The following is a 16567-nucleotide window of genomic DNA, read 5'->3' as shown; positions in this document are numbered from 1 at the left end:
GCTTACTCATTAACAGAAAAACCAATCGGGACTGATAGTAAAAAGTTCAAGCAAGCTTTAAATAATTTGCAGATATGCAAAATTCGGCTCAAACTAGTGCTAGTGTACTATAGGATTTCTAATTTAGGATTTAATTTGCTTAAAAATGGTGTGAAAAGCGAGACTGCTTGTGGTGGAGCTACCTTGGGACAAGAATCTGTTGCTAGAACCAGGAAGATAGTTCACGTAGACATGGATGCCTTTTATGCATCGGTGGAACAGAGGGACAACCCTCGCTACCGAGGTAAACCGTTAGTCGTCGGTGGTAGCCCGAATCAGCGAGGTGTGGTTGCAGCCGCCAGTTATGAAGCGAGGAAGTTTGGTATTCACTCCGCGATGCCGTCAGTAACCGCTTTTGCAAAATGTCCTGGGCTTATCTTTGTCAGACCAAGATTTGACGTTTACCGGGAGATTTCCGCAGCAATCCACGCCATATTCAAACACTACAGTGATTTAGTGGAAGGAGTTGCACTAGATGAAGCATATTTGGACGTTACTGAGAACAAGCAGAATATCACCTACGCTTCTACGATTGCAAGACACATCAAAACTGCGATTTTCCAAGAAACCCAGTTGACGGCAACCGCAGGTGTGTCGATTAACAAGTTTCTTGCAAAAATGGCATCAGGGCAGAACAAGCCGAATGGACTAACGGTGATTTTACCGGAGGATGCGATCGCCTTTGTAGAGGATCTGCCGATTGAAAAGTTTCACAGTATTGGAGAGGTGACGGCGGCGAAGATGCATTCACTCAGCATTCATACTGGGGCTGATTTGAAAGGGCGATCGCTCTTGGAGTTAACACACCATTTTGGGAAAGCTGGTCAGTATTACTATAAGATTGCCAGAGCAGAAGATGACCGCCCAGTTGAGGCGAATCGGGTTCGTAAGTCAATTGGTGCAGAAACCTCGTTTGCACAAGACTTAAGTGATTATAGCGAAATGTTGCAAGAACTCGAACAGATTGCCTCTTTTGTCGAGCAACGGTTAGAGCAGCATGAAACACGAGGACGCACATTAACTTTGAAAGTCAAGTTTTCTGACTATCAGCAGTTAACCCGTAGTAAGACAATGCTTGCTCCCATCAGTGAACTCTCTACGATTTTTGAGATAGCTAAAGCACTGTTTTTATCAATTGAACTGGAGAATCGCAGTATTAGATTGTTGGGGATTTCCTTGTCTAATTTGGATAACGCTAAACATACCCAAGTAATTCAATTGCCACTATTTCAAAATGCAGGCATTATATTTTAGTGCAGGCTAGCAAGAACCGCAGGCATCGCGCTGTTTAAATACTGACCCACCCACGACAGAAATCATCAACCTTCAACTCGCGCCACACATCAGACAGTTGCCACCCAGAGTTACCCACAAAGCGTAGGAGGCGATAATGTTCAGAAATGCATTCGGATTCGGAAACGTAGCCTTCAATATACACAGGTGGATTTGGTTCAATCATTGGTTCAGAAATATTTTGGCTTTCAGGAATCTCAATGGGTTCAATCGGTGGTGGGGTTACTTCTGTTTGATTGCGAACTGGGTTAGGGTTTTTTTTGATGAGTCGTTTCATATCTATAGGAATCATTCGGCTTTCCACAAAGAACGGATATCCCAGAATACAGGAACTTATCAGCGAATCAGAGACATTTTGCTTATTTGTTGTATGGGTGTAGATTGCTTTTTGGGCACGGGAGCGGAGCGTGATACCGGATAGCCCACCTTATATACGAGACTCTCCGCAAAGCTTGCTTCCACGTTCGCGGCGCGTGCCGTAGGCAAGTGGTACGGCATTGCTCTAACTTATGATGTGTCTACCTGCATATCCAAAGAATATTTGCCGACCATTGGTCGGCAAATAGGTAGCAATTAGTGTTGACAAAATAATCGCAGTAGTAATTAGCAGCAAAGGCTAGAATAGATAGTTATGAACAGTCCATTGACTTGGCTTACTGCGGGCAAATTGCTATCGGTGATTTTCTTGGTGCTAGCCAACGGATTTTTTGTGGCGGCTGAATTTGCTTTAGTTGCGCTTCGCCGTAGTCGTGTCGAACAGTTGGTCATCCAAGGTCATCCCCGTGCAAAAGCTTTACAACGGGCAGTAAATAACTTGGATGCTTATCTAGCAGCGACCCAACTTGGTGTTACTATATCTTCTTTAGGCTTAGGTTGGCTTGGAGAACCAGCGATTGCAGTACTGGTCGAACCCGCTTTCCACTGGCTGCCAAAATCTTTATCGGAAACTAGCGCCCATACCTTATCAGTAGTAATTGCCTTTACAATCATTACGTCTCTCCACATCGTTTTGGGAGAATTGGCTCCGAAAAGTTTAGCGCTCCAGCGCACGGAAAGAACAGCCTTCGCAGTTATAAATCTCTTAGAACTATACTTAGTGATATTTCGCCCTGCTGTCCAAGTTTTGAATAGTTTAGGAAATTTCGTTCTAAAGCTTATAGGCTTGGAACCAGGAAGTAGCGAAGAATTGCTTCATTCGACTGAAGAATTGAAACTTTTAGTGGCAGCTAGCCATGAAGCAGGTCTGTTGGGAGAGGCGGAACAAGACGTAGTAGAGCGAGTATTTAATATTGGTAACAGACAAGTCAGTGCATTTATGACACCACGTACAGAGATGGTTTGGCTTGATATTGATGAACCATTGTCAAAAATCCGCAGCCAAGTGATTGAAAGTATTCATTCATTCTTCCCAGTTGGTCAACAGAGCATTGATAACTTATTAGGTATTGTGCAAACAAAAGAATTTTTAGCCCAAAATCCAACCCAAGCCATTGAATTGCAAGCTTTACTAAAGTCACTTTTATATGTGCCAGAAAGCATGAAGGCTTTGAACCTTTTAGAGTTATTTAAAAAATCTGGGACTCACCTAGCTTTAATCGTAGATGAATATGGTGTGACACAAGGCTTGGTGACAATCACTGATATTGTGGAAGCGATAGTAGGTGATATCCCAACCAGTGAAGAACTAGCAGATCCTGATGTGGTGCAACGTGAAGATGGGTCTTGGTTGTTAGATGGACTGTTGCCAATTGATGAGTTGAAAGAGATTTTAGATATCAGAAAGTTGTTACCAGGGGCAGGGGTAAACTATCAAACTTTAGGGGGATTTGTCGTCAACCAGTTAGGGCATATTCCCTTGGTGGCTGAACATTTTGAGTGGGCGGGACTACGCTTTGAAGTAGTTAGTATGGATGGAAACCGAATAGATAAAGTGTTGGTTGTGCCAATGCACGCTAAAAAAGATCAGTGAGACATGAATATCTTTGTCTTTGCCCTGAAGTCTACAGTAAAAACAAAAATATCTATTATTGCTCAACAAGAAAGGCAAAGGACAGTTCTTGCTGGAGTTTCAGTTGGAATACTGTTTTCGCCTTCTGCCTACGATCGCTAAGGAACATGTTCTTACGTCCCCCACCATAATCTCTGCCACAGGTGGCCAAGAATTGGGCGGCTTTATTGCCCCGTTCAAATTCTTCCCTTCAGCATAAGTGCCCTCTGCCTCCTGCCTTCTTTACTGCAAAATAGTTTAACTGAATGCTTTGGCAGACTTCACGTACACTCGTTCTAACAGACTGACAGAACAAATTGCGTTTAACTTTTAACTTTTGGCTTGTTCGGTCAAATCCCCTTAAATCCCATACCTTGTTCTACTTGAGTTGCAACTTTACGAGAAATCTGAAAGCGAATACCAACTTGACCCAGGAATATGCCAACTAAAATCAAGCTACCACCGATATATTGAGCTAAGTTAGGGACTTCACCCAGTACCAAATAAGCAGCTAAGATTCCGATGATTGGAGTAAAAGAGCCAGCTAAGGAAGTTGCTGACACGGTAGAAGCTCTCAAGCCTTTGAGCCAAAATGATTGACCTACAACCACAATCACAGCAGCATAAACAAGCATCCACTGCCACAAAAAAGGTGAAAATACATCCATAAAGTGGTCGCGGCCATAGAGAACTAAAGCTGTAAAGAAAAATATTACAGTTCCTAGAGCAGTACGAAAGATACTCAAGATTCCCACTGGGATATTGGAAAGCCATCCTTTAAGAATAATCGTTGAAACTACTGAAGCCACGGCTGCGATCGCCGCCAACAATTCCCCAATCCCTACTCTGAAAGCACCCATGTCGATCGTAGTCGTCTGTGAGGGTTGCAGAAGAATAGTTAGGGTAACGCCGACAAATGCAGCGATCGCTCCTACAACTTCCCAACGATTTACCCGTTCCCTCAGCAACCAAACTGATAAAGCCATAGCCAGAGGTGGCTCTAAGCGTCCAACCAAAATAATATTGTTGACCCCTGTTAATGCTAATGCCTGGAAAATTAAACCAGGGACAAGCGCTCCTGATAAAATAGCTACGGCTATCAGCGCCAACCAATCTTTCTTTGACAGTTGCTGCAAAGCCTTTTTGTTCCACTGTCGCCGATAAATAGGAAACATAACTATCAACGCACATAAATTCCCTACAAATAAAACATTACATAAAGAAATCGGATTTCGACCATCCATGAAATGTTGAGCGCCAATTTCTGTCAACTTACGGGTAACTGCACTCGAAGCTCCAAAAATCAAAATTGCTAGCCAGAGATAGGTTTGACCAGGTATTTTATAAATAAAAGTATGCCATCTTCTCGGTTTGCTCATAATAATAGCGCTGCAAAGAAATACTCTTTACTATACTCAGCTAACTTGGGTAATTTTAGGTGAGATAAATCTGAGAAAACACTTAAAATAAGCTGAGATTGAAAATATCACAATTTTCTGAGAATATGCTGAGTCTAAACTAAGTTTTTCCAAGGAATAAATTCAGACAATTACTAGATTGGTTTCATTTGAACTTCAGTAGCAGATGAGATGCTTTAGTTCATCGAGAAACTTCAACACAAGGAAAAACAAATGAAAATTGCTTCTTCTCTGCTTACAGGTGTTGCTCTTGTTGGTATGCTAACAGTCTGGGATGTTCCGCTTAAAATTGTGAGTCCTTCACTAGTGCAAGCATCAGCCGCAGAAAAGAAAGATGCTACAGGTTTGACTACTCAACAAAAGATTGATTTGGTCATCAAGCATAAGGGTCAGTTTGGTGGTGGTGATGAACTACGTCGTTTCTTTTTTGGCGATCTTGAACCGCTAGCTGTTCAACCTGGCGGTGCAGGTATGGTAGTTAATCTTTACAATAAAACTAATAATGTCACCTTTGCTTACTGTTCTACCTTTGATGTAATAGTTGCGGTTAAAAAAGGTAAAGTAACAAAGTTTGAGGCTGATGAGGTCAAGTAATTATTAGTTGTAAGTAGGTAGACATAAATAAATCAAAGTATCTTCAGTTTAATTATGTCTACTTATTTAAATTATCGGTAGTGGCAAGCGCTACCTAAAAATTTTACAGCATTTGCCAATAATTGCAGATTTAGTGCAAAAGCACTGCTGAAAAAAACTAATTTGTAACTTTTGCTCGGAGGTCAGATATGGAATTTAGAGATGTTATCTTGTTGTTACATCCAGCGATCGCTGTACTCGTAGTCTTTCCTTTAATCGGCATCATTGTCAACCGCGCTTTACAAGTCCGTCAACGCCGATTGCAAACTTTAGCCACAGGTAAGAGTAAAATCCCCGCCACTGTAGGACAAGAGCATACTCAGTTGGGGCGCTGGCTAACTGGAGCAGTTGTCGGTATTGTTTTAATCGCGTTTGCCAACGATATTTTTGGTAATATTTTAGAAAATCAAGTTTGGATGAAAGCACCATTTCAGGTAGTCTTTATCGGGTTATTGTTTATGGCTGCGATCGCTTCTCTGTATTTACTCTATCAGGCAAAGGAGAAAAACTGGCGTGGTATATTTGCAACCCTCACAGGAATCGCATTAGTGGTGCTTGGATGCCAAGATGGTATTTACCGCAAAACTGAACAATGGTATATCTCCCACTATTATTATGGGCTAACTGCGGCTCTGCTGATGATTTTTTCACTCTCCATTTTGCCAGACATTTATAAAGATAAAACTAATCGCTGGCGCAAGGTTCACATTATTGTTAGCTCCCTTGCTCTTTTACTATTTATCGGGCAGGGAATAACAGGAACACGCTCATTGTTAGAAGTTCCACTCACTTGGCAAGAACCCTATATTAATATGCTTTATGAGCAAAAATGTGATACTAAATCTTGTAAAATCCAGCCAATTTATTTACCCAAAAGTCAATAGAACTAGCAATATTTTTAAATTACCTAGACAAAATTAAAAAGTGAAGCAACCCCCAAAGATTTGGATAAATCTCGATCCTTTCTCATTGCAGTTACGGCTAACCATTGGTATTGCTACATTTTCAACTTTAATATTAGGTAGTTTTGCTGCATGGATTAATTGGAGAATGCAGCAAATTTTGATTGATAGTCGTAAGCATGATATAGAACAAATCGCTAAACGTTTGCCGCACGATGTGCAAATTTATAGTGAAATGATGCAACCTGAAACTGGATTGCAAAAGGCTATTAATAACTTGGCAAATACGAATATACTTTTATGGTTAAAAAGTCCTGATAATAAAATTTTGATAAAATCTGCTAATTTAGATTTGTTATCTGGCTCTACGGTGACTGAGTTAATGTCCCTTAGTAATATGCAGATTAAAGCACAAATTTACAAAGTTAATCAAAGCTACTTTATTATAAGTAGTAGTTATTTGCAAGTGCAGGGCAAGTCTCTGGGTAAGCTATTTGTAGTATATAATATTACTCGCGAACAGAAAATGTTTATGGCAATGCTGCGGAATTCGAATATTAGCAGTATTTTGGCAATTATTGTCATAATAACGATAAGTGTATTCTATATTCGGCATTCTCTGCAACCACTACGCCAGCTAAGTCAGATGACTTCTGTCATTTCTATAGAAGATTTAGGACAAGCACAAATATATGTTGATAATGCACCCAGTGAAGTCAAAGAATTAGCTCAAACTTTAACCATGTTGTTATCGCGCCTCTCGCAATCTTGGGAGCAAGAAAGAGAATTTGTGAGCAACGTTTCTCACGAGTTACGCACGCCATTGACGATTGTACATGGTTACTTACAAAGCGTTTTGCGACGGCAGAATAACTTAACAGAAATTCAACAAGAAGCTTTAGAAACTGCTGCCTCAGAAGCCGAACGTACCATTCGCTTGCTACAAGATTTACTTGATTTAGCACGAGCAGATGGTGGGCATTTGAATTTTCAGATGAAATCTTATGTATTGAATGACTTAGTTGAAGAAGTCGTGGTGATGGCTAAAAAATATAGCGATCGCTTAATTACAATCGAGTCAACAGCTTACCCCATCGAAGTTAAAATAGACTACAGCCGTTTTAAACAAATATTGCTCAATTTGATTGATAACGCTATTAAGTATTCTGAAGCTAGCACACCTATAATTTTAAAGTTAAATCAGTTTCATGACAAAGCAATTATTGAAGTTTGTGACAAAGGTTATGGTATTCCTTTACAACACCAAACACGTATTTTTGAGCGATTTTACCGCATAGATGAATCCCGCTCTCATGCGACTGGCGGTTGTGGTTTGGGTTTATCCATTGTCAAGACACTTGTAGAGGGTATGGGTGGTAGTGTATGTGTGCAATCAAAATTAGGAGAAGGCAGTGTGTTTACCATAACTCTACTTACATAGCTAGTCTAAAGTCAGGTTAAAGTAGCACTTTGATATTAAAATCACAAACAAATATGACAGCAAATATACTTTTGGTTGAAGATGAAGTTAAACTGGCGCGATTTGTCGAACTAGAACTAAGTAGCGAAGGTTACAATATAAACGTCGCCCATGATGGCATCGCTGGTTTAACGTTAGCACGGGAGCTATTACCAGATTTAGTCATTCTTGATTGGATGCTCCCTGGGCTGTCAGGCTTGGAAATCTGTCGTCGGTTGCGGGCAACTAGTATTTCCGTACCAGTAATTTTATTAACAGCAAAAGATGAAGTTAACGATCGCGTGGCAGGTTTGGATGCAGGAGCTGATGATTATGTAGTCAAACCATTTAGTATTGAGGAACTGCTTGCTAGAATCCGTGCTCATCTCCGCCGCACTCAAGAAACAGATCAGGATATTTTTCAGTTTGAAGACTTGAGTTTAAATCACCGTACCCGCCAAGTTTTCCGGGGTAAGCGGGCGATTGAGTTAACAGCTAAAGAGTTTGACTTGTTGGAATATATACTCTCGCATCCTCGTCAGGTATTTACGAAAGACCAAATTCTACAAAAAGTTTGGGGTTACGACTTTATGGGTAATTCCAATATCATCGAAGTATACATCCGCTACTTGCGCCTAAAATTAGAGGAAAATAATGAAAAACGCTTAATTCATACGGTACGTGGTGTGGGCTACGTACTTCGTGAATAGTTATACCAATGTAATAAACTTGCTTAGTAAGCTGTCCTATCAGTTGTTGGGCTACAACGCTTGAATAAATTGAGAATAGCAAGCTTTCAGGCAATTCTATGAATTTCCCATACCGGCTTAATTATCAAGCCGCTAAACTCTCAGCCATTTCAACACACTTGAGTTTTTGTCATAACGGTACGTCAAGCCATCCCTAGTAGTAATAGAATCTCCTTTGCTTGCCTTACTTCTAATAGTGCTAATGGAATAGTTAGTTAAGTCACTTATTTCCTTATGAGAAAGCCTTTCACTTGTGATTGTTTCCGTCAATATTTGAGATTGATTTTGCGATTCATTATTAGGCGTGCTTTGAATATTCCTTGTTTTTTGATTTCGATAATCTTGCACAGTTACAAGTTGCCAACTGGAATCTTGTGCAAGTTCTAAAACCCATTGATGATAATCAAATAGGCTTTCTCGATGCCCAACACTGATAAATGTTGTTTTCGTTGATTGTAACTGTTGATATAAACTTCCTTCATTTTTTAAATCTAAAGCACTTGTTGCTTCATCCAATATAGTAAAGCTAGGATGAGTAACTAATAGTCGTGCGAAAGCAAGACGTTGTTGTTCTCCTATCGATAATATATTTTCCCAAGGAACTTCTGTATCAAAGCCATCGACTCGACTCAGTAAGTTTTGTAGGTTGACCTGTTGCAAAACTTCTTTGAGTTCTGCGTCGGTCATTTGACGACTGGTATTAGGATAGAGTAACTGTTCGCGCAAAGTTCCCAAAATTATGTAAGGACGTTGGGGTAAAAATAAAACTTCTTCTAATGGAGGTCGCACTAAACGGCCAGTCCCAGCGTTCCACAAACCAGCGATCGCTCTCAATAGAGAACTTTTACCTCGACCACTAGGGCCGACAATCAATAAACCTTCTCCTGGTTGAACAGACAACGATAAATCTTCAACAATTACCTGTTCATAATTGGGCGTTTGTAAGGTGACATTTTCAAATGCCAGATGATTTTCTTCTATTATTTTAATAGTACTGACATTTTCGGGTTGCTTAGTTACTTCTTCTAAAGCATCTGAAAAGTCAGATAAACGCTCAACATAGCTAGAAAATCTTCCTGAAGTTCCAAATTCATTAATTAAATCTGCCATAGCGTTAGCAAACAAACCAGTAGCTAAACTGGCTTGGCCAACTTGTCCAAAATCAATTTCACCATTAATATATAATGGCCCAAGTACTAGAAACGGAAATATTTGGATAATAGCCTGGTATCCTCTGTTAAAAATTTCCTTACCTCTCTCCCAATTAATCTTGCGTTCAATATTTTTTAGGAGATTACTGAATCGGCGCTGAATTATATTTGATTCTTGCTTTTCTCCTTGAAAAAAAGCTATCGATTCAGCGTGATTACGAACATGAGTTAGGGAATAATTATATTCAGCTTTAAGTTCAAGTTCCTCTTGATTAATCTTATTTAATTCTTGAGTTAAATAAATAGCAATCAAATTTCCTATGACCGTATAAACAAGCATAACAATAGCAATCTGTTGGGAAATTGACCAAACAATTGCTAAAAAAGCCGTCATTTCCAGCACTTTTTCTAAGAAAGTAGCTGAAAATGAGAGAGCATTACTGGTAACGGGTTCAATTTCTTGAGCTATACGTTGATCTGGGTTATCAACATCAGATTTAAAATTGATTCTATAATAAGCACGCTTACTCAAATATTTTGATAATGTGCGATTATTTAGCCATTTGTACCAATCAAGAGCAATTTTTTTTCTGACAAATTTAGAAAATCCTACCAAGAAGGTTACGCAGATCAGGCTAACGCCGTAAATTGACAAGGTTTGAGTAAACTTAGTAATATCTTTCTCTTCAATAATGACATTGACTAAATAGTTACTAATGAATGTATTGAAGGCAGCTACGCCCACGAGCGCGATTATTAATAAGATCAAGAGAACGAGCATCGCCCATGCGCGAATCACGTCTGAAAATGCTCTTTCTCCTGACTCTGTTGGATACCAATAAGGCCCTGCGATCGCTCTAACATTCTCCCAAAATCGATTAAAAGCCGACAATGGAGAAGTAGTATCTTTTAAGGTTTGATTGCGAAGAACTTGAGCTTGCATATTTTATAATCAGTACGTCGAAAATTTTCTATGAGTGTATAACTGAAGTAAAGGCAAATATAGCTGGAAAGTTTGACAAAATAAGCTTTTTAGCTATTGCTTTTTTGGAAATCATCTTTACTTACCTAGTTTACTTTTAGTTAACTAAAAAATAATAGTTTGAGTAATACATCCTCTCAGAACTTAGAGAATATGTGAGGTGGGCCCAGCCACCGCAACTTCATCAATCACATCAGGTAGTTCATCTTCCACAAATCGTAGGCGAGGGTAGAAGTAGGTAATACAAGTTGCTGAAATAGTCAAAATTCCCATGATGACGCACAGAAGTCCCATACCACGACCTGTACCGACACCAATAATTTGTCCGATACTACCTGCCAACAAACCATCAGTAGCCATTAAGGGTTCAAATACCTTTTCTGCCAAAGGCCCTATCGTAATATAGCCTAGAGGTAAACCTACGGCTTCGATCGCTCCTTTAATAGAAAAGACTCTACCCTGCACTAATGGTTCTACTTTCGCCTGAAAAATAGCTTGTGTTGAACTAGCAATTATTGGTCTGATCAAAAAGAATAAGAAGATGCCGACAATGAAGACAAAAATAGAAGCTTGCAAACCGGCAACAACAAGAAACACACCCGTGAGCAACATACAGCTATATATCGTATTCATGTTACGCTCTAGACCTCCCCAGATACCAATCAGTAAACCCCCCGCTAAAATAGCAACACCAAAGAGTGAAAGAATAGTCCCTAAAACTGTTACGGGAGCAAAAGATAACACCAGAGGTATAGTGATAACCTGAACACATCCTACAAGAAAAAGGCTATAAGCTGAAATGATTAACACTCCTAGTAGTCCTGGTCGAGCCAATAAATAGGTCAATCCATAAGTTGTTTCTTTGAGAAAAGAACTTTCCTCAATTGCAACAGCAGGAGTGCTGGATTTAGGAAACTGAACCAGCAACAAAAGAGTAATACTCAAAAATACGGTAGTTAAATGCAGCACGATAATCCCTTGCAGAGAAATCATCCCTAACAAAATACCTCCTAAAGGTGGTGCCACAAGCCGCGCTGTACCATTCATGAAACTCAGCATTCCATTAGCACGACCAAGGTGCTGTTTTGGTACTAATAGGGTTATGGAAGCGATGAAAGCGGGTATCTGAAAAGCCATGAAGATAGCACTGAAGGTATTGGCTAAGTAAATATGCCATACTTCCAATCGACCGATGATAAATAAAGCAGCGATCGCCACTGTTGCTAAAGTTGCAAATAAATCGCTGAGAATCATTGTCCATCTACGATCCCAGCGATCCACTAATAACCCAGCTACAGGTGCAAGTAAGATCAGAGGTAAAGTATTGGAAAGGGTAATCAGAGCAAATTGGGTGACAGAACCTGTATGTTCGTAAACCCAAACATCCAAAGCAAATGCGGTGATGCTGCTACCAATAGATGCAATCAGCTGTCCCACCCAAACAATAATAAACAGTTTCATCTCACGGAAAATAGTCAGTGGCGTTTTTTCTATACTTGCCAACACAATCAACTCCTAAGTGTATGCATATTCAAACTTTTCATCATTGCTTGATATTGGTGCAATAGCTTTTGCGCCTGATGATCCCAATCAAACTTTTCAACTGCTTGTTGCTGTCCAAGTTCTCCCATTGCAATTCTGAGATTGTCATCTAAAAGCAGGCGCAGTATTGCGTCGGCTAAAGCATCCACATCCCCGCGTTCGACCAATAACCCTGTTTTGCCATCCTCTATCAGTTCAGGGAAAGCACCCCCACGGGTAGCAATAACAGGCAATCCCATCGACATTGCTTCGATAATCGGCATCCCAAATGCCTCATTCCAAACAGATGGAAAAATAAATATATCTGCTTGCTGATAATACTCAAATAGCTCGAAATGGGGAACTTTGCCCAGAAAAAAAACCGAATTGGCGGCGTTAGAAGCAATTTGCTCTTGCAATTGCTCTCGATAGCTACCTTGGTAATAAGAATGAATATTCTGAATTTGCGGATCTTTTCTATCAAGTGTGTACCACGGTACTAATGCGGTTTCTGAGCCGACAAGTTTTAGCTGTACTTGGGGATAACGAGATACTACTTTATTAAAGGCATCAATTAAAACGTGTATACCCTTCTCTGGTGAAATTCTGCCCACAAAAAGGATTTGTTTAATATCTTTTTTCTTAGCTTCTCTATTGTGATGATTAGGGACGGCGAAGTGACGAGTATCTGCACCGTTATATAAAGTTTGGCTGTTAACGTGAGGCAAATATTTACGAACCTGATTTTTTAGATAATCACTGCATCCAATTACTAAATCCACTGACTTCAGGTGCTTTTCAACCATTATTGGATCGAACAATGGGAGAAAATCACTATGTATATGTAAGACAATTTTTGCTTGAGGGTTATAGGCACGCATTAGGGGAACAAATTGAAAAACAATGTTCATGTGTATTACATCACATTGTTGTTCTTGAATATCTTTGGCGACTTGTCGATAGAATTCACAATAAAATAATCTAGATGCATAGAAAGGTCGTTGAGGATGAGATATGTTCCAGATATCAAGAAAGTTTAATGGTTCTAATATTTTATCAAGCCATGATTCGGGAATACGGCGATAGGTAATGCCATCTTCGTGATATTCTAATTCTTGATAGTGACCTTTTGAGCCATAGAATAAAACTTCATGACCAGCACGAGCTAAACGTCGCGCCAAGGCATAAGATACTAAGCGGATTCCTCCATTTTTAGGTGGTTCGGCTAGGGTGACAGGATAATCGAAGAAGGCGATTTTCATAATTAACTAGATGTTTATTTTAGGTAAAAGCTAAATAAAATTAGTTACTATTTGCGTATTTTGCATTAATATTTTTATCACTAAAAGGCGTAAACAAAATAGCTTTTTTTAATCAAGAAGTTAAATGATTGTGTTTGATTGTGCAAAAATATTTGAATACAAGTAAAGCTAGTTTGTAAGTTTTAAGTTAAGAAGTTGCTAATGAAAACTATTTGTTTACCATCCGGTCGATTGATGCCAGTATTGGGAATGGGGACTGCGGGACTGGGTGAAGCGATCGCCCAGCGTAACAATGAGATTGCTGCTTTGCGTCGCGGAATCGATTTAGGGATGACGTTGATTGATACGGCAGAGATTTATGGTGAGGGTAGGGCGGAAACGTTAATTGGCGAAGCGATCGCTAATTGTCGTTCATCAGTCTTTCTTGTTAGTAAGGTTGCGCCTCGTAATGCAATTGGGCAAGGGGCGATCGCAGCTTGCGAAAACAGTTTACGGCGGTTGCAGACGGATTATCTCGACCTTTATTTGTTGCATTGGCGGGGGCCTGTAGAGTTATCAGAAACTTTGGCAGCATTTGAGACATTGAAGCAATCTGGAAAGATTCGAGATTATGGCGTTGGCAATTTTGATGTTGAGGATATGGAACAAGCCAGTGCTTTACCCGGAGGTGAAGCCATTGCTACAAATCAAATCCCCTACAATTTGCAGCATCGCAATGGTGAATGGAAGTTGTTATCCTGGTGTCGGCAAAGAGAAATCCCGATCATGGCGCATTCGCCTTTGCTACAAGGTGAACTACTCAAACATCCCAAATTGCAATCAATTGCCCAACAGCGCGGGGTCAAAGTTGCACAGGTGGCGATCGCTTGGTTGTTGCATCAAGAGGTGATAGTCTTTCCCAAAGCCAGCAGTATCACCCATGTTGAACAGAATCGTGCTGCCCTCGATTTGCAGTTAACGAAAGAAGAACTGAGTGCTTTGGACGTTGCTTTTCCTCCACCATCTGCACCTATTGCCCTGCTTGAGAATTGGTAATTTCTATTCCCCATTCCCTATTCCCTTTCATTTAGAACCATTAAATCTTTTTGCCAAATCTTCAGTTTTCTGCTTGTAATATTCTTTTGTAATAATTGGGGGATATTTAGGAGATTCGCCTGCATCTAAGCAATTTTCAATACAGGCAATTTCTGTATCATCACCAGGAGAGAGAAAGAAAGCTAAGGAGTATCTTTCTGGAAGACTACGGGCATTGGCTGGCATTAGTACCCGATGTTTGGTAGCAGGGAGTTTATCGTTTGTCCATCGTTGCATGACATCTGCGATAAAGACTATCGCTGTGTTAGGGAGTGGGGGCGCAGCAATCCATTCTCCAGCATTGGTGCAAACCTCTAGTCCGCCATTTTCATCCTGAAACAGTAAGGAGAGACTGCCCCAATCTGTATGTTCCTCGAAGCGGGCTTCTCCGGGTTGGGGAGGTTCGGATACTTCATAGTAGCGATGCAACAGCCCATAGTCGGCTTGTTGAGGATGGCGATCGCTAAAGTAAGATTCTGGTAAGTTTAGGGCAATGGCGATCGCTTTGAGAATACGATTACCAGCATCATGACAAGCTGTGAATAATTCCTGCACAGCATCACGAAAAGCAGGATGCTGTCCCAGGTGATGATGAACCTGCTGCGCCACAGGGGAATCTGTATCGATGTGTTCTGTTAAAACAGCTTCGCCAAAGACAAAAGCCTCTCGAAAGTCACCGTTATATTTAGTGTAAAAGTATCCAAGAGCTGCGCCGTCTTTCCAAGCAAGCTGTCTTTTTTCTGCCTCTGGTAGCGCAAAGAAGCCATTAGCATTACCGAAGGCTCGATCAATTGCATTTTGGGAAACACAATTTTTCAGGTAAAAGCAGCCAACTTCTTGAATGGCCTGTAAGACTTGCTCGGCAGTAAGCTGGTGGAAGTCAAGGATGGGAATTTGTGTTGAAATTGCAGGTTGTTGTTCAAGGTTTTTAATGGAGATCATAGGTTATTTTTAAATGCAGAGGAACGCAAAGTAAGCGCAAAGGTACGCCGAGTATTTGCTAGGAGTTAATGAAATTTCGGATCGGGATTTCTGGGATGATAAATTACGAATTATAATTAACTACGCCCATATTTTTTGGCTCGATCGTTGGTTCTTTTTAGGAGATGATCGCCTACGAAAGTTGGGGGATATTTGGGAGATTCATCTGCCTTTAAGCAATTTTGTAGACAAGTGACTTCTACTTCGTAATTAGGAATTACAAAAAAGCTAAATGAGTACCTTTCTTTTACTTTCTGAAAATCAGTCGGTACGGAAACTCGGTGAGGTGTGGCGCAAAATTTATCGTTTGTCCATCGTGACATCATATCTGCCGCCATGACTAAAACGGTGTTAGGAACTGAAGTGGTGGTAATCCACTCTCTTTGAGGTGTGTACACTTCTAGTCCTCCTCCTCGATCTTGAAATAGCAAGGTGATACTGCCTAAATCAGTGTGTTCAAAAAAGCGAGTTTGTCCTGTTTTTGGGGCTTGAGAGATGTTGGGATAGTAATTGAAAACTCCGGCGTGGTTTTGCTGAGAATGTAAATCGGTAAAGTAGGAATGTGGTAATTGCAGGGCGATCGCAAATGCTTCTAACACATTCAAAGCACATTCTTGGCTAGCTTGGAAGAATTGCTGCAAAACTTGACGAAATTCTGGCGGATTTTCTGGCCATTGATTAGGGACATCCAAAGCCTCTGTATAACTTTCATCCCCAGCTTTGTTTAGATCGAGTTCATTGGCAAAACTAAAGGATTCGTGTAATTGTCCTGGTTGATCGCCAATGAACATTTTCTCAAAGGGTATGTAACCTCGACTACGCCCAGTCACTGCTGAGGCTACTTTTTCTTTTTCTGCTAATGGGAGTGTAAAAAATCCTTCGGCTTGGGTAAAGGCTTGATCAATTAAAGTTTGGGAAACTCCATTTTTTAAATAGAAGCAGCCCATCTCTTGAATAGCACGAGAAATTTGGTTTGCAACTGCTGCTTTAGCCTTGCTGTCACCTGTAACAAATGGATAAAAATCAATAATGGGAATCTGTGATGTAGCAGTTGTTTGCTTTGTAAGTTCATTGATTGAGGTCATAATTATAAAATTCCTAGAAAGTTGATGATTT

General features: G+C 40.3%; 15 protein-coding genes. 8 read left to right on the top strand and 7 right to left on the bottom strand.

What is annotated here, in order from left to right:
• Nucleotides 1-150: 150 nt before the first annotated feature.
• On the top strand, nt 151-1293 hold the full coding sequence (dinB, locus tag V7K45_RS03470) for a DNA polymerase IV (RefSeq protein WP_335000414.1): 1143 nt from the start codon (nt 151-153) through the stop codon (nt 1291-1293).
• 34 nt (nt 1294-1327) lie between these two features.
• Here dinB and V7K45_RS03465 read toward each other — a convergent pair whose 3' ends face one another.
• Nucleotides 1328-1624 carry a hypothetical protein gene (locus tag V7K45_RS03465; protein WP_335000412.1) on the bottom strand — a complete coding sequence of 99 codons (297 nt, stop codon included), beginning with the start codon at nt 1622-1624 and terminating at the stop codon, nt 1328-1330.
• Between the two features lie 339 nt (nt 1625-1963).
• Here V7K45_RS03465 and V7K45_RS03460 point away from each other — a divergent pair, with 339 nt between their 5' ends.
• Together V7K45_RS03460 and V7K45_RS03455 are read left to right on the top strand one after the other, a co-directional pair.
• Nucleotides 1964-3301 (top strand): hemolysin family protein, encoded by a 1338-nt coding sequence (locus V7K45_RS03460; RefSeq protein WP_335000410.1) that lies wholly within the window; start codon nt 1964-1966, stop codon nt 3299-3301.
• Between the two features lie 3 nt (nt 3302-3304).
• A complete protein-coding gene (locus V7K45_RS03455; RefSeq protein ID WP_335000408.1) occupies nt 3305-3442 on the top strand; it encodes a hypothetical protein in 138 nt (45 codons plus the stop codon).
• Between the two features lie 227 nt (nt 3443-3669).
• Here the strand turns inward: V7K45_RS03455 and V7K45_RS03450 are convergent, their stop codons facing one another.
• Nucleotides 3670-4698: a DMT family transporter gene (locus tag V7K45_RS03450; protein ID WP_335000406.1), complete on the bottom strand. Its 1029-nt coding sequence runs from the start codon at nt 4696-4698 to the stop codon at nt 3670-3672.
• A 252-nt stretch (nt 4699-4950) separates the two neighbouring features.
• Between V7K45_RS03450 and V7K45_RS03445 the strand changes: the two genes are divergently transcribed.
• The 4 genes from V7K45_RS03445 (at nt 4951) to V7K45_RS03430 (ending at nt 8441) form a co-directional block, all read left to right on the top strand.
• On the top strand, nt 4951-5331 hold the full coding sequence (locus V7K45_RS03445; protein ID WP_335000404.1) for a hypothetical protein: 381 nt from the start codon (nt 4951-4953) through the stop codon (nt 5329-5331).
• Between the two features lie 188 nt (nt 5332-5519).
• Complete coding sequence (locus V7K45_RS03440) at nt 5520-6254, top strand: DUF4079 domain-containing protein (protein WP_335000402.1); 735 nt, start codon at nt 5520-5522, stop codon at nt 6252-6254.
• A 40-nt stretch (nt 6255-6294) separates the two neighbouring features.
• The gene (locus tag V7K45_RS03435) at nt 6295-7713 is read left to right on the top strand and encodes a sensor histidine kinase (protein ID WP_335000400.1); all 1419 of its coding nucleotides are present in this window, start codon (nt 6295-6297) and stop codon (nt 7711-7713) included.
• 53 nt (nt 7714-7766) lie between these two features.
• Nucleotides 7767-8441, top strand: coding sequence for a response regulator transcription factor (locus V7K45_RS03430; RefSeq protein WP_335000398.1), 675 nt, complete (start codon nt 7767-7769; stop codon nt 8439-8441).
• A 132-nt stretch (nt 8442-8573) separates the two neighbouring features.
• On the opposite strand, the gene V7K45_RS03425 is transcribed toward V7K45_RS03430, so the two are convergent.
• The 3 genes from V7K45_RS03425 to V7K45_RS03415 form a co-directional block, all read right to left on the bottom strand.
• Nucleotides 8574-10574, bottom strand: coding sequence for an ABC transporter ATP-binding protein/permease (locus V7K45_RS03425; protein WP_335000396.1), 2001 nt, complete (start codon nt 10572-10574; stop codon nt 8574-8576).
• 183 nt (nt 10575-10757) lie between these two features.
• The gene (locus tag V7K45_RS03420; RefSeq protein WP_335000394.1) at nt 10758-12119 is read right to left on the bottom strand and encodes an MFS transporter; all 1362 of its coding nucleotides are present in this window, start codon (nt 12117-12119) and stop codon (nt 10758-10760) included.
• A gap of 2 nt (nt 12120-12121) precedes the next feature.
• Complete coding sequence (locus V7K45_RS03415) at nt 12122-13396, bottom strand: glycosyltransferase family 4 protein (RefSeq protein WP_335000392.1); 1275 nt, start codon at nt 13394-13396, stop codon at nt 12122-12124.
• Nucleotides 13397-13597: 201 nt separating this feature from the next.
• Between V7K45_RS03415 and V7K45_RS03410 the strand changes: the two genes are divergently transcribed.
• Entirely contained in the window at nt 13598-14431 is an 834-nt protein-coding gene (locus tag V7K45_RS03410; protein ID WP_335000390.1) for an aldo/keto reductase, read from the top strand.
• A 27-nt stretch (nt 14432-14458) separates the two neighbouring features.
• Here the strand turns inward: V7K45_RS03410 and V7K45_RS03405 are convergent, their stop codons facing one another.
• Both V7K45_RS03405 and V7K45_RS03400 read right to left on the bottom strand, forming a co-directional pair.
• Complete coding sequence (locus tag V7K45_RS03405; protein WP_335000387.1) at nt 14459-15412, bottom strand: isopenicillin N synthase family dioxygenase; 954 nt, start codon at nt 15410-15412, stop codon at nt 14459-14461.
• Between the two features lie 116 nt (nt 15413-15528).
• On the bottom strand, nt 15529-16536 hold the full coding sequence (locus V7K45_RS03400) for an isopenicillin N synthase family dioxygenase (protein ID WP_335000385.1): 1008 nt from the start codon (nt 16534-16536) through the stop codon (nt 15529-15531).
• Nucleotides 16537-16567 lie beyond the last annotated feature (31 nt).

Origin of the sequence: Nostoc sp., from assembly GCF_036917375.1 — a bacterium.
Taxonomy (GTDB): Bacteria; Cyanobacteriota; Cyanobacteriia; order Cyanobacteriales; family Nostocaceae; genus Nostoc.
Note: the sequence above shows the minus strand (reverse complement) of the source record. Positions and strands in the feature narration are given on the sequence as shown.